Here is a 13,687-nt window from a genome sequence, read left to right as displayed (position 1 = left end):
CTTTGGTTTTCGCGTAGAGACCATACATTCTCTGTCGGCCAACACAGCCTAGTAAAATCGCCCGCTGCTAAGCAGGGCGGCGCACAGCCCCTGCGTATCTGTGCCTGTGCACACCCAAAGGTTGGTTTTATGTTGTACCCCCAAGAGTTTGATGTCATCGTGGTTGGCGGTGGACACGCCGGCACCGAGGCCGCGTTGGCCGCGGCACGCATGGGGGCTAAAACTTTACTCTTAAGCCATAACATCGAAACCTTGGGCCAGATGAGTTGCAACCCGTCCATTGGTGGCATTGGCAAAGGCCATTTGGTCAAAGAGGTGGATGCTTTGGGCGGTGCCATGGCCTTGGCCACCGACGAGTCAGGCATTCAGTTCCGTATTCTCAACAGCTCCAAAGGTCCTGCCGTGCGTGCCACCCGCGCGCAAGCTGACCGCATTTTGTACAAAGCCGCCATTCGCCGCATGTTGGAAAACCAGCCCAATTTGTGGCTGTTCCAGCAAGCGGTGGACGACCTGATGGTGGAGGGCGACCGCGTGGTGGGCGCCTGCACCCAAGCGGGCATTCGATTCCGTAGCCGCACCGTGGTGTTGACCGCTGGCACTTTCTTGGACGGCAAGATTCACGTTGGCCTGAACAACTACGCAGGTGGCCGTGCCGGTGACCCGCCTGCACTCAGCTTGTCAGCCCGACTTAAAGAACTCAAGTTGCCGCAGGGTCGTTTGAAAACTGGCACCCCCCCGCGCATTGATGGTCGCACGATTGACTTCAGCCAATGCATCGAGCAACCCGGCGATGGCGTGGCCAACCAAACCGAAAACGGCGCACGCTCCGCGGGCGTGTTGGGTGAAGTACCTGTGTTCAGTTTCATGGGCTGTGCGTCTATGCACCCGCAACACATGCCGTGCTGGATTACCCATACCAACCAGCGTACCCACGACATCATCCGATCTGGCTTTGATCGCAGCCCTATGTTCACCGGCAAGATTGAGGGCGTCGGTCCGCGCTATTGCCCCAGTGTGGAAGACAAGATCAACCGCTTCGCCGACAAAGACAGCCACCAAATCTTTTTAGAGCCCGAAGGCCTGACTACCCACGAGTACTACCCCAACGGCATCAGCACCAGCTTGCCGTTTGACATTCAGTACGACTTGGTTCGTTCGATGAAGGGCTTGGAAAACGCCCACATCATTCGCCCCGGTTACGCCATCGAGTACGACTACTTTGACCCGCGCGAGCTCAAGCGCAGTTTCGAAACCCGCGCCATTGGCGGTTTGTTCTTTGCCGGACAAATCAATGGCACCACCGGTTACGAAGAAGCGGCAGCCCAAGGTTTGTTCGCTGGTATCAATGCCGCCTTGCAATGCCGCAGCTTGGCCGGCGCGCCCAATGACTTTGGCGGTGCATGGACGCCAGGCCGTGACCAAGCCTACTTAGGCGTGCTGGTGGATGACCTGACGACCAAAGGTGTGACCGAGCCGTACCGCATGTTCACCAGCCGCGCTGAGTTCCGGCTGCAGCTGCGCGAAGACAACGCCGATGTGCGCCTGACCGAGGTTGGCCGTCAAATGGGCTTGGTCGATGACGCTCGCTGGGAAGCCTTCAGCCGCAAACAAGAAGCTGTTTCACGTGAAACAGAGCGCCTCAAATCCATTTGGGTGAACCCCCGCAACTTGCCCGCTGCCGAGGCCGAGCGCGTCATGGGCAAGGCCATTGACCGCGAATACAACTTGGCCGATTTGCTCCGTCGCCCCGATGTGAGCTACCAAGGCTTGATGTCTTTGGATAACGCCAAGTACCAAAACCAAGACATCACCGATGGCTTTGCCGGCGACGATGTTTCACGTGAAACCGCCCGAGCCATCATCGAGCAGATTGAAATCGCAGCCAAGTACTCGGGTTACATCGACCGTCAACGCGATGAAGTAGAGCGTGCAGCCCATTACGAAAACCTCAAATTGCCCGACGACTTGGACTACAACCAGGTCACCGCTTTGTCGATCGAGGTGCGTCAGCGCCTGAGCCGCCAGCGCCCAGAAACTTTGGGCCAGGCCTCGCGCATGTCGGGCATCACGCCTGCGGCCATTTCATTGCTACTCATTCACTTGAAGCGTTCGCGCGTCAAAGGCTTTGCCCAAGCGTCGGCGGCCGATGCGAGCGAGGTGAACTGATGCATCCTTTGTCGCCAGCCCTGCAAAAAGGCCTTGATGAATTGAGCTTGTCTTTGTCCGATGCGCAACAAACCCAACTCTTGGTCTACATGGATTTGATTGGCAAATGGACCAAGGTTTACAACCTGACGGCTGTGCGTGATGCCAACGAAATGCTCACACATCATTTGCTGGATAGCTTGGCGGTGGTTGCGCCTCTGCGTCGCGAATTGGCCAAGCTGGTTTTGCCAGAAGGTCAAACCCAGCTCAGTTTGTTGGATGTGGGGGCGGGCGCTGGTTTGCCCGGCATCGTCATCGCCATCACGTGCCCTGAAATCTTGGTGACCTGCGTGGATACGGTGGCCAAAAAAGCTGCCTTCATCCAGCAGGTGGCGGCCACTCTGAAATTGCCCAACCTCAAAGGCCTGCACGCCCGTGTCGAAAGCTTGACTCGGCCCTATGACGTGGTTTGCTCCCGTGCCTTTGCCTCGTTGGTGGACTTCACCGCTTGGTCCAAGTCAGCCTTGGCCAGCCATGGCGTGTGGATGGCCATGAAGGGCAAACACCCTGACCAAGAGCTGGCCGTGTTGCCAGAAAGCGTCAAAGTGTTTCACGTGGAACAGCTCCAAGTTCCCGGTCTGGATGCCGAGCGCTGCATCATCTGGATGCGCGGTTAAACTTCTCTCAGTTTTAAACCTGAGTCTTTTATGTTCGGTATCGCGGACTACGGCGCTTTTGTCGTGGCCATCATTGTCTTTTTAGCCATTCCCGGCCCCGGTAACTTGGCTTTGCTCACCGCAACTGGCAAGGGCGGGGTGCGTTCGGGTTTGGCTGCCACGCTGGGCGTGATCGCGGGTGACCAGGTGTTGCTGTGGCTGGCGGTGGCGGGTTTGTCGGCGGTGCTCATCAATTACCCAGGCTTGTACAGCTCGGTCAAATGGGCGGGTGCTGCTTACTTGTTGGGCTTGGGTTATTCCTTGTTCAACAGCAAGCCGGGTGATGCGCCGGTGCTGAATATGAAGTCCGATCACTACTTTCGCCAAGGGCTGTTCATCACCGTGCTCAACCCCAAAGCGATTGTGTTTTACATGGCCTTCTTTCCGTTGTTCGTGGATCCTGCGGTCCATCAAGGTTTGCTGACCTTTGGTTTCATGGCTGTCACGATTGCTGCGCTGACTTTCTTGTATGGCTTGGTGGTTGTCTTGTTGGCCCATCATTTGGCTGAGCGCGTGCGCGCCAATCCGATGGTGAGTGTGATGCTTAACAAAGTGGCGGGTACTTTGCTCATGGCCTTTGGCCTGAAGCTGGCGTTGTTTCAATAATTTTTCTGTCTCTTTCGAAAGCTCTGTATGGCCAAAATCTTTTGCGTTGCCAATCAAAAAGGTGGCGTTGGCAAGACCACCACCACCGTCAATTTGGCGGCAGGCTTGGCATTCGTCGGGCAGCGCGTGTTGATGGTTGACCTCGACCCACAGGGCAATGCCACCATGAGCTCGGGCGTGGATAAGCGTGAGATGGAGTTGTCGGTGTACGACGTGTTGTTGGAAGAAGCCAGCGTGGCCGAAGCCCGCATTCGCAGCAACTGGGGCACCGATGGCGTGCGCAGCAAAATCCCAACCTACGATGTCCTGGGCGCTAACCGTGACTTGGCGGGTGCCGAAGTTGAGCTGGTGTCGTTGGAGCGTCGCGAGAACCGCCTCAAACAAGCCTTGGCCGCTGTGGATGCAGAGTACGACTTTGTGCTTATTGATTGCCCGCCATCGTTGTCCATGCTCACACTCAACGGCTTGTGCTCTGCGCACGGTGTCATCGTGCCCATGCAGTGCGAATACTTCGCTCTGGAAGGGCTGACCGACTTGGTCAACACCATCAAACAGGTGCACGCCAACCTCAACCGCGACCTCAAAATCATTGGCCTCTTGCGCGTCATGTTTGATCCACGCATCACCTTGCAACAGCAGGTGAGTGACCAACTCAAAGACCACTTTGGTGACAAAGTGTTCAGCGCCGTCATCCCGCGCAATGTGCGCTTGGCCGAGGCGCCCAGTTACGGTTTGCCTGGCGTGGTGTTTGACCCGTCGGCCAAAGGCAGCCACGCGTTTGTCGACTTTGCGCAAGAGATGGTCGAACGCGTCAAATCGTTTTAAGCCCCCGCGTGACAACCCCCGTCCTCATCCTGCCCGGCTGGCACAACAGCGGCCCTAGCCATTGGCAAAGTCTGTGGCAAAACGCGCACGGCTACATCCGTGTCGAACAACACAGCTGGGATTGGCCTTTGCGTGGCGACTGGATGATTCAGCTCGAAGAAGCCGTGCTGGCCAACCCCAACGCCGTGTTGGTGGCCCACAGCCTGGGCTGCGTGTTGGTGGCGGCGTGGGCGTCACACTCGTTGATTGCCCACCAAATCAAAGGCGCGTTGTTGGTTGCACCCGCTGATACTGAGCGTCCCGAGATGCAACAAATGTTGCACAGTTGGAGCCCCATCGTGCGCGAGCGCATGCCGTTTCCATCGGTCGTGGCGACCAGTCGCAACGACCCGTATTGCAGCTTCATGCGCGCCAGTGCCTTGGCCCATGCGTGGGGTTCGCGTTTGGTCGATTGCGGCATGAGCGGTCACATCAATGCCGAATCTAACCTGGGCGATTGGCCCGAAGGCTTTGCCCTGTTGCAAGATTTACTGAAAGAAGAAGTACCCCATGGTCACTAAAAAAACCAAAGGCTTAGGCCGCGGCCTTGAAGCCTTGCTCGGCCCCAAAGTCGACGACAGCGTTGCCGCGCAAATCGCCGCTGCCGACGGCTTGCCCAATGCCTTGCCCTTGAGCCAAATGGTGCCCGGCATGTACCAGCCACGCACGCGCATGGACGAGGGCGCTTTGTATGAACTCGCCGAAAGCATCAAAGCTCAAGGCATCATGCAGCCCATCCTTGTGCGGCAGTTGAACGATGGTCCCAACGCAGGCAAATACGAAATCATCGCGGGTGAACGCCGCAGCCGTGCGGCCAAGTTAGCAGGCCTCGACACCGTGCCCGTGCTCGTGCGCAACGTGCCCAACGAAGCTGCCGCCGCCATGGCGCTGATCGAAAACATCCAGCGCGAAGACCTCAACCCGCTCGAAGAAGCACAAGGCTTACAACGCCTCATCAAAGAGTTTGGCCTCACGCACGAACTGGCAGCGCAAGCGGTGGGCCGCTCACGCAGCGCCGCCAGCAACTTGTTGCGCTTGCTCAACTTGGCCGAGCCCGTGCAGTCCATGCTCATGGCGGGCGACATCGACATGGGTCACGCCCGTGCGTTGTTGGCCTTGGACCGTGGCACGCAAATCACCGCGGCCAATCAAATCAGCGCCAAAAAAATGTCGGTGCGCGAAGCCGAAAGCTTGGTCAAAAAACTCAGTGCCGAATTCAACCTCGTGCCGCAAAAACCCAAGAGCGAAAAATCACGCGACATCAAACGCGTCGAAGAAGAACTTTCTGATCTGCTCACCGCACAAGTTGAAGTGCGCGTCAAAAAACGCGTCAAGCGTCATGGCAGAGTGGAAGAAATGGGTGAGTTGGCAATTCAATTCGGCTCCATCGACGAACTCAACGGCCTCATCGACAAACTTCGCAAACCTTAAAACGGATGCTTCAAACGCTGCACAACCTCTTCTTGCCAAAAGCCTTTTTCAAAGGCTCTCCGCTCGAACGCCGTCGCAGCTTGTTGACGTATATGTTGCTCTTGGTGGGCGCTTGCTCACTGCCGTTTTACTTCATTTACCAACCCGATTACGACCATGTCGCCAACTTGGTGGGCACTGCTGGTTACTGGGGTTTGCTGGCGTTGCTCTTGGTGGGCTTGCCTTATTTGTGGATCGCCCACGGCACCTTGTTGTGGTCTATCGGTTATGTGGCCTATCTCGCAGCCATGACCGGCGGCATCAACTCGCCAGTCATGGTGTGGATGACGGCTGCTGTGTTGCCCGCCATTTTGTTGCTTGACCGAACGGCCGCTTTGTTTTGGGTCGTCAGCGTTTTTGTTGCCAATTTGTTGTTGTTGCTCATCAGCCAGCATGGCGTGGTCAACAGCGACATCAACATGGCCAACGACGTCATGGCTTGGACGGTGGCCAGCAAATTTTTGGTCTTGGGCTTAGCGATGTTTGTGGTGTTTGTCACCGACCGCATGCACCGAAGCCAAGTGGCCGACATGGACCAAAGCAATGCCGAGCTAGAACAAACACACCAAGCCCTCCTCCGCGCCCAAGCGCACAAAGATGAATTCATTGCCTCTGTGGGCCACGAATTGCGCACCCCCATGAATGCCATTTTGGGTCTCAACGGCATCTTGCGTACCGAGTTGGCGGCGCGCACGGAAGACGCTGAAGTGGTGGACCACATTCGCCGCTCCACCGAGCAACTGCTGCAAGTCGTCAACGACATTTTGGATTTTTCACAACTCCAAGCCGGTCGACTGGCCTTGCACGAAGAAGAGTTTGGTTTGCGCGAAACCTTGGCCGAGCTACTGGTCTCTTACGAGGCCAAAGCACAAGCCAAAGGTCTGACGCTGAAGTTAGAGGCCAGTGCCGTGCACAACATGTGGGTCAAGGGTGACCGTCGTCGCCTGATTCAGGTGCTGCGCTACTTGCTCGACAACGCCTTCAAGTTCACATCCACGGGAGACATCCATGTGCGCGCCCAGGGCGTGGGTGGTGGCGTGTTGTTTGAGGTGCAAGACTCGGGCATTGGCATTGCCGCCGATCGACAAAAACAAATCTTCAACGGCTTTGAACACGCCGACGTGCAAACCAACCGCCAATACGGCGGCACAGGTTTGGGCTTGTCCATCTGTGAACGCTTAGTCAGCTTGCAAGGCGGCACCATTGGCGTGAGCAGCGTGCAAGGGCAGGGCGCACGTTTTTGGTTTCAGCTGCCCTTGCGTAGCGTGGCAGTTCGGGAGGCCAAAGCGGCCGCAGAAATGGCCCGCATGCTGGTCGACAAAGCGTTGCAAATTTTGCTCGTCGATGACAACGCGGTGAACCTGTTGGTCGCGCGCATGATGCTGAAAAAATGTTTTCCCAAAGCCAACATTGTGGAAGCTAGCAGCGGCCCCATCGCACTCGAAAAACTACGCACCCAATCCTTTGATCTGGTCTTGATGGACATGGTCATGCCCGACATGGATGGCATGCAAGCCACCCAAGCCTTGCGCCATAACTTCCCTGCGCCGGTGTGCCACATGCCAGTCCTGGCCCTCACCGCCAGTGCCAATCCCGTAGATCAAGACCGTTGCCTCGCTTCTGGGATGAACGATGTGTTGCACAAACCTTTGGATGAGCAGCAGCTGATTTCTAAAATTTCAAACGCATTGGCTGTGCATGCCGCGAGAGCGCTCCCATGAAGCCCAGCATGTTCGATCAATTCACCGCATGGGCTGTTCCGCGTTTGCCCCAGCGCTTTCGGGAAGGGCGCTTGCCGTACCTCTTCTTTGTCGCTTGGTTGTTGATCTTTGTCATGGTCATCTTGGCCATCATCACCCCCTATCCCAATGGCGTGCCTGTGCCCCTTGTGTTTGCGGCGGTGGTGTTTGTGTTGGTGGTTTTATTCACCGTGGGTCTACCTTTGCAATGGGCAGTCAACATCGGCCTACTTGCTGCCTTGTTGCAAGTCAGCTATGCCGCGTGGATGTCAGGGGGCATCTTCTCGCCGCGCATGGCGTGGATGACCGCCATTCCGTTGGTGCCGTTCTACGCCGTCAGCCGTTTCTCGGGGTTGGTGTGGTTGATCATTGTGTTGCTTGATGAAGCGGCCATGACCTACGTCACCTGGCAAGCATGGTTGCCCGACAACCCCACGCTGGGCATTGCGCAAGTCATGTCCTCGTTCGCCACGTACACCGTGGTCACGCTGATCGTCATCACCGTTCCATTTTTGTATGACAGCTTGTTTCGTCGCGCCTACGCGGCCAGCTTGCAGCGCAATTTGGAACTTGAAGAAAAGCGCAAAGAGCTGCTGCGCACCGCTGCCTTGCGCGAGCAATTCATCGCCACCGTCAGCCACGAATTGCGCACACCCATGAACGCGATTTTGGGCTTCAACAACATGCTGCTCGCCCGCGTGTCTGGCAACCCGCAAGCGCTCAAAATTTTGAACCACACGCGCCAGTCTGCTGACCATTTGCTCACCGTCATCAACGACGTGCTCGACTACTCGCAGCTGCAAGCGGGCAAGATCAACGTGCAATACGAAACCTTTGCGCTGCGCGACACCGTGCACACCGCGTTTGATTTGTTTGCCCAACGCGTCGAGAGCATGCACCTGCAATACACCTGCACCATCGACGACAACGTGCCGCCCTGGGTGCGCGCCGATCGCCATCGCTTGATGCAAATTTTGGTCAACCTCTTGGGCAACGCCATCAAGTTCACCCACCAAGGCCACGTCACCTTGCACGTGCGCCAAGAGCCTTTGTGTGTGCGCTTCTCGGTGCGCGACAGTGGCATTGGCATTCCTGAAGCGCAGCAGCCCAAAATTTTCCAGCGCTTCGTGCAGGCTGAAGACGACATTCAGTCGCGCTATGGTGGCAACGGTTTGGGCCTGTCCATCACGCAACGCTTGGTCGAGTTGATGGGGGGCCACATCGGCTTTGAAAGCAAACCGAGTGCGGGCTCTTTGTTCTGGTTCACCTTGCCTTTGGTCGAGGTGGCTGCGCCACAGGTCGAAGTGCCCAAGGTCAAAACCCCTGCCACGTCTAGCGAAGCAGCGCAGCGGTTTTTAGTGGTCGACGACCATCCGATTAACCGCTTGCTTGTGCGCCAAATTCTCAAAAACAATTGGAAAAACTGTGAGATTGTCGAAGCCGACAACGGCCTCAAAGCACTAGACGCGCTGCGTCAACACCCCTTCGATGTGGTCCTCATGGACATGGTCATGCCTGAGATGGATGGCATCGAAGCCACCACGGCCTTGCGTCAAACCTTGAGCGCGCCTGCGTGCGACACCCCCGTCTTGGGCCTCACCGCCAACGTCAACCCACAAGACCTAGAGCGCTTCTCTGCGGCGGGCGTGAACGCCGTGGTGCTCAAACCCTTCGATGCCGTCAAAGTCTGCGCCCAAGTGGCGCAGATGCTCACAGAGAAAAAATCTTCCCTGGGTTCATGATGTTGTCTGGGTCTAAGGCCCGCTTGATGGTGCGCATCATGTCCACCGCGCCTTCGCCCGTTTCGGCACGCAAGAAATCCATCTTGTGCAAACCAATGCCGTGCTCACCTGTGCAGGTGCCGCCCAAGCTCAACGCACGCGCCACCAACTTGTGGTTCAGGCTTTCTGCCAGCGCGTGTTCTTGCGGGTTGTTCGGGTCAATCAAATACCCCACATGGAAGTTGCCATCGCCCACGTGGCCCACCAAGAAGTAGGGCAGGCCAGACGCATCCGCCTCGGCCAGTGAATCCAACATGGCATCGGCCAAGCGGCTGATCGGCACACAGGTGTCGGTGGTCACGGCGCGGCAACCGGGGCGGCTTTGAATTGCAGCAAAGTAGGCGTTGTGTCGCGCCGTCCACAAGCGCGTGCGCTCTTCGGGCGTGGTGGCCCATTCAAACGCCACACCGCCGTGCTCGGCAGCAATCTCTTGCACCGTCTCGGCTTGCTCTTTCACACCGGCGGGTGAACCGTGAAACTCCATCAGCAACAAAGGCGTCTCAGCCAAATTCAACTTGGCGTACTGGTTCACGATCTTCACAGAACCACCATCTAACAACTCCACACGCGCGATGGGCACACCCATTTGAATGGTGGTGATCGTCGTGTGCACCGCCGCTTCAATGCTGGGGAACGAACACACCGCCGCCGACACCGCCTCGGGCAGTGGGTAAATGCGCAGTGTGATTTCTGTCATCACACCCAAGGTGCCTTCGCTGCCCACAAACAAGCGCGTTAGGTCGTAGCCCGCGGCCGACTTTTTGGCGCGTGTGCCCGTGCGAATTACCTCGCCACTGGCGGTCACCACCTCTAGCGTCAACACGTTCTCACGCATCGTGCCGTAGCGCACCGCGTTGGTTCCGCTCGCACGCGTGGCGCACATGCCGCCAATCGACGCATCCGCACCGGGGTCAATCGGAAAGAACAAACCTGTGCTCTTGATTTCTTCGTTCAACTGCTTGCGCGTCACGCCCGGTTGCACCGTCACCGTCAAGTCTTCGGCGTTGATGCTCAGCACCTGGTTCATGCGGCTCACGTCCACGCTGATGCCGCCTTGCACGGCCAGCAAGTGGCCTTCGAGCGACGAGCCCACACCAAACGGAATCACTGGCACTTTGTATTGCGCAGCCAACTTCACCGCGTCGGCCACATCTTGCGTGCTTTCGGCAAACACCACCGCAGCAGGCGGCGGCACGTGCGTGAAGGGCGACTCATCGCGCCCGTGCTGCTCACGCACCACCAACGCGGTTGAGCAGTTCGCCCCGAAACGCGCCTGCAAAGCGGCAATCATGTCAGCGGGCACCTCGCGTTGTGCCACGGCGGGCGTGAGGTGTTGGTGGTCGATTGGGGCGTTCATGAGGTGTCTCCTAAGCAATGCCTCATTCTAAGAATGATGTTCCTGTCAGCCAGAGCACCCGTGTGACAGGCAAAATAAGCCAAAAACCAAACAACAGAGGCAAACCACATGGGCAACCGACTCTCACAAATCGCCACCCGCACTGGCGACGCTGGCACCACCGGCCTGGGCAACAACCAACGCGTCTCTAAAAACAGCTTGCGCGTGCACGCCATGGGCGAGGTGGATGAACTCAATTCCAACATCGGCATTTTGTTGTGTGAAGACATGCCGCAAGACGTGCGCCACGTGCTGGTTGAGATCCAGCACCAGCTGTTCAACCTCGGTGGCGAGCTGTCCATTCCTGGTTTTGAGTTGCTCAAAGAAGAAGCCGTGCAGGCCCTGGACACCGCGCTCGAAACCTACAACGCCAAACTGCCCAAGCTCGAAGAATTCATCTTGCCCGCAGGCACACGCGGCGCCTCATTGGCCCATGTGTGTCGCACCGTGGCTCGCCGAGCCGAGCGTGCGGTCGTGGCCCTCGGCAACGAAGAAGCCATTCGCGAAGCTCCTCGCCAATACCTCAACCGCTTGAGCGATCTCATGTTTGTTTTGGCCCGCGTGCTCAACCGCATGAATGGCGGTGACGACGTGTATTGGAAAAGCGAACGAATGAAGCGCAACGACGCTTAAAAAGTCGCACTCACTTTCATTGAAAGCACCGGTCAAAACCTCCAAAAACCCCAATTAAATCAGGCTTAATACGCCAATTGGCGTATGTACGAAATCGGGAAAACCCCAGACAATCATTTTTGTCTATTTTGGCGTTTAAGCGCCAGTTTCTGTGGTTCTTCCGGTTTTTACGCTTGTGGTAAGCGCAACTGCCGAATTCAATTTTGGTGGTTTTTGATGGTTTCAATTCTCAACCAACGCCCTGTGCGTTGGCACTTGGTAATTTTGGCGTTTGCAACAGCGGCGGTGTGCCTGCAAGCCCACGCGCAAACCGACAAAGACAAAGCGCCTAGCAAACCCAAATACGGTGTTAACAAACCCTTGGGCGAAACCTACGCCGCCGTCAACAGCGTTGCTGGCGAACAAACCCGCCTCGTTCTCTACCGCGCCCCCTTAGACACCCGCAAAGCCACAGACAAACCCACCGACCAAGTGGGCGTTGTCTCGGTGTACCTGAACGACCGCTACCACGCCTCTTTGCAAAAAGAAGCCTTCTCGGTCGTCTGCCTCGTCGGTAAAAAGGCCGAGGTCCGCACCCGCTTTTTGCCTGACGTCATAGCCGACATCAACCCTGAGCTTGACACCCGTCACACCGTGGCCATGAAAGGCGGCCAGTCCGTGTACCTGCGCGTGGCGGAAATGGCCGGTCAAAAAAGCCGCATCGACGTCGTCACCCCTCAAACCGCCGCCGCTGAGCTGGCCAACGCCAAACAGCAAATGCACACCCTCAGCCGCGTGTCCGGCGTGCAGCCCTGCCGCGAAGCCGAAGACACCCGCATCGTGTTTGATCCCAACGTCATCACCTTTGGCTCTGACGCCATCTTTGAACTCAAGAAAACTGAAATTCACGCCATCAGCGTCGAAGGCCGACAAGAGCTCAAAAACATCATTCAAAAAATCAACGTCAAGTACAAAACCTTTGCTGACGTCAAAGTGCACGTCGTGGGCTTTGCTGATGACGAGTCCAACGAAACCCTCAACCGCCGCATTTCACAAGACCGCGCCAAAACCGTCCGCGCCTTTTTTAAAGCCCAAGGCCTGCGCACGACTGCCCTCACGTACGAGGGCCGTGGCTCCGACGACAAGCAAAAAGCTCAGCTCTTTGGGCTCTCTCCCCGTCGCGTCGAAATCGAGGTTGCGGTAGACATTCATTAACAATACTTAATACTTTGTGGTGCTTTAAGTTGCAAAAATACCGGAACTGTTAACCCATTTCCATAACTTGTTAAAAAATGTAGTGCAAAATAGCCTCATTTTTTAGTAACAGCAACTTCAAAAGAGTACTTATGAATTCTATTAATGCCCGCTTATTCAGCAGCTCCCGCGCTGCCGCCCTTGCAGCAGCCTTTGCGCTGTTGGGCGTGTGTGCGGCCCACGCACAAGTCGCCCCCACCAGCGCCTACGCTGACCCTGAAACCGCAGGCAGCGTCACCGAGCCCCAGGGCGAAGGCTATGTGGCGCCACAAAAACTCAACCCAAAACTGGCCCGCGTCACCCTGTACCGTCCAGCCCAAGGCTTTGCCACAGGCGTGGCCCACCTCGAAGTCAACGGCCACTATCACACCTCTTTGCAGCTTGGCGGTTACACCGAAGTCTGCGTTGAGCCAGCCGACTTCCAGCTCGCCGCGCACATGGTGCAAGCCGGCGGTGAACTCAAAAACTTCCAAGACGCCACCACCACACTCAAACCACAAGCTGCCCAAAACTTGTATGTGCGCGTCTTTGAATACGGCGATGGCCGCGCCACCCTCACCCCCATCAAAGCTGAGCTGGCACACGCCGAACTCAAAGACACCCGCCGCCAAATCCACGCTGCCACTCGCGTCGCCGAAGCCAAAGAGTGTGTCGAACCCGAGCCACGTCAAGCCCCCGCGCCACGCATCGTGAAAAAAGAAAGCATCGTCCTCAGCGCTGATGCCTTGTTCGCATTTGGCAAAGCGGATGTCAAAGGCATCTCCGCCCAAGGCCGTGATTCGCTGGACGAACTCATCGGTCGTCTGCAAAAACAATACGGCAGCGACGACAACGCTCTCATCCAAATCACCGGCCATGCCGACCCACTGGGCAACCCAGCCGCCAACAAGCGCCTGTCTGAAGCCCGCGCGCTTGCTATTCGCAGCTACTTCATCCAAGGCGGCATGAGCGCCAAACGCATCACCGGCGAAGGCATGGGCGACACACAGCCCGTCATCACCACCTGTGGCAAAACCGCCACCCCCGAATCCATCGAATGCAACAAACCTAACCGCCGTGTGGTGGTCAGCGTTCAAGTCACAGCCCGCTAATTTAAGAAATACA

12 protein-coding genes are annotated in these 13,687 nt (G+C 57.0%); 11 read left to right on the top strand and 1 reads right to left on the bottom strand.

The window, feature by feature from the left end:
- Nucleotides 1–129 precede the first annotated feature (129 nt).
- The 8 genes from mnmG to C5F52_RS03490 are packed head-to-tail and all read left to right on the top strand — an operon-like array spanning nucleotide 130 to nucleotide 9,282.
- Complete coding sequence (gene mnmG, locus C5F52_RS03525; RefSeq protein ID WP_104796915.1) at nucleotides 130–2,166, top strand: tRNA uridine-5-carboxymethylaminomethyl(34) synthesis enzyme MnmG; 2,037 nt, start codon at nucleotides 130–132, stop codon at nucleotides 2,164–2,166.
- Nucleotides 2,166–2,822: a 16S rRNA (guanine(527)-N(7))-methyltransferase RsmG gene (rsmG, locus tag C5F52_RS03520; protein ID WP_104796914.1), complete on the top strand. Its 657-nt coding sequence runs from the start codon at nucleotides 2,166–2,168 to the stop codon at nucleotides 2,820–2,822. The genes mnmG and rsmG overlap by 1 nt, the downstream gene beginning before the upstream one ends.
- Nucleotides 2,823–2,852: 30 nt before the next feature.
- Entirely contained in the window at nucleotides 2,853–3,467 is a 615-nt protein-coding gene (locus tag C5F52_RS03515) for a LysE family translocator (protein ID WP_104796913.1), read from the top strand.
- 27 nt (nucleotides 3,468–3,494) lie between these two features.
- Complete coding sequence (locus tag C5F52_RS03510; protein ID WP_104796912.1) at nucleotides 3,495–4,292, top strand: ParA family protein; 798 nt, start codon at nucleotides 3,495–3,497, stop codon at nucleotides 4,290–4,292.
- 8 nt (nucleotides 4,293–4,300) lie between these two features.
- Entirely contained in the window at nucleotides 4,301–4,852 is a 552-nt protein-coding gene (locus tag C5F52_RS03505) for an alpha/beta hydrolase (protein WP_104796911.1), read from the top strand.
- Nucleotides 4,842–5,762, top strand: a complete 921-nt coding sequence (locus C5F52_RS03500; RefSeq protein WP_104796910.1) for a ParB/RepB/Spo0J family partition protein — start codon at nucleotides 4,842–4,844, stop codon at nucleotides 5,760–5,762. Before C5F52_RS03505 ends, C5F52_RS03500 begins: the two co-directional genes overlap by 11 nt.
- 32 nt (nucleotides 5,763–5,794) lie before the next feature.
- Nucleotides 5,795–7,522, top strand: coding sequence for an ATP-binding protein (locus C5F52_RS03495; RefSeq protein ID WP_161499642.1), 1,728 nt, complete (start codon nucleotides 5,795–5,797; stop codon nucleotides 7,520–7,522).
- An 8-nt stretch (nucleotides 7,523–7,530) separates the two neighbouring features.
- Nucleotides 7,531–9,282, top strand: coding sequence for an ATP-binding protein (locus C5F52_RS03490; RefSeq protein ID WP_161499641.1), 1,752 nt, complete (start codon nucleotides 7,531–7,533; stop codon nucleotides 9,280–9,282).
- On the opposite strand, the gene C5F52_RS03485 is transcribed toward C5F52_RS03490, so the two are convergent.
- Entirely contained in the window at nucleotides 9,251–10,678 is a 1,428-nt protein-coding gene (locus tag C5F52_RS03485) for an FAD-binding oxidoreductase (protein ID WP_104796907.1), read from the bottom strand. The genes C5F52_RS03490 and C5F52_RS03485 overlap by 32 nt on opposite strands.
- Nucleotides 10,679–10,786: 108 nt before the next feature.
- Between C5F52_RS03485 and C5F52_RS03480 the strand changes: the two genes are divergently transcribed.
- The 3 genes from C5F52_RS03480 to C5F52_RS03470 all read left to right on the top strand — a co-directional run bounded on the left by C5F52_RS03480 (nucleotide 10,787) and on the right by C5F52_RS03470 (nucleotide 13,674).
- Complete coding sequence (locus C5F52_RS03480) at nucleotides 10,787–11,350, top strand: cob(I)yrinic acid a,c-diamide adenosyltransferase (RefSeq protein ID WP_104796906.1); 564 nt, start codon at nucleotides 10,787–10,789, stop codon at nucleotides 11,348–11,350.
- A 216-nt stretch (nucleotides 11,351–11,566) separates the two neighbouring features.
- Complete coding sequence (locus C5F52_RS03475; protein WP_161499640.1) at nucleotides 11,567–12,544, top strand: OmpA family protein; 978 nt, start codon at nucleotides 11,567–11,569, stop codon at nucleotides 12,542–12,544.
- Nucleotides 12,545–12,675: 131 nt separating this feature from the next.
- Nucleotides 12,676–13,674 (top strand): OmpA family protein, encoded by a 999-nt coding sequence (locus C5F52_RS03470; protein WP_104796904.1) that lies wholly within the window; start codon nucleotides 12,676–12,678, stop codon nucleotides 13,672–13,674.
- Nucleotides 13,675–13,687: the final 13 nt, after the last annotated feature.

This window comes from Limnohabitans sp. TS-CS-82 (assembly GCF_002943475.1).
Note: the sequence above shows the minus strand (reverse complement) of the source record. Positions and strands in the feature narration are given on the sequence as shown.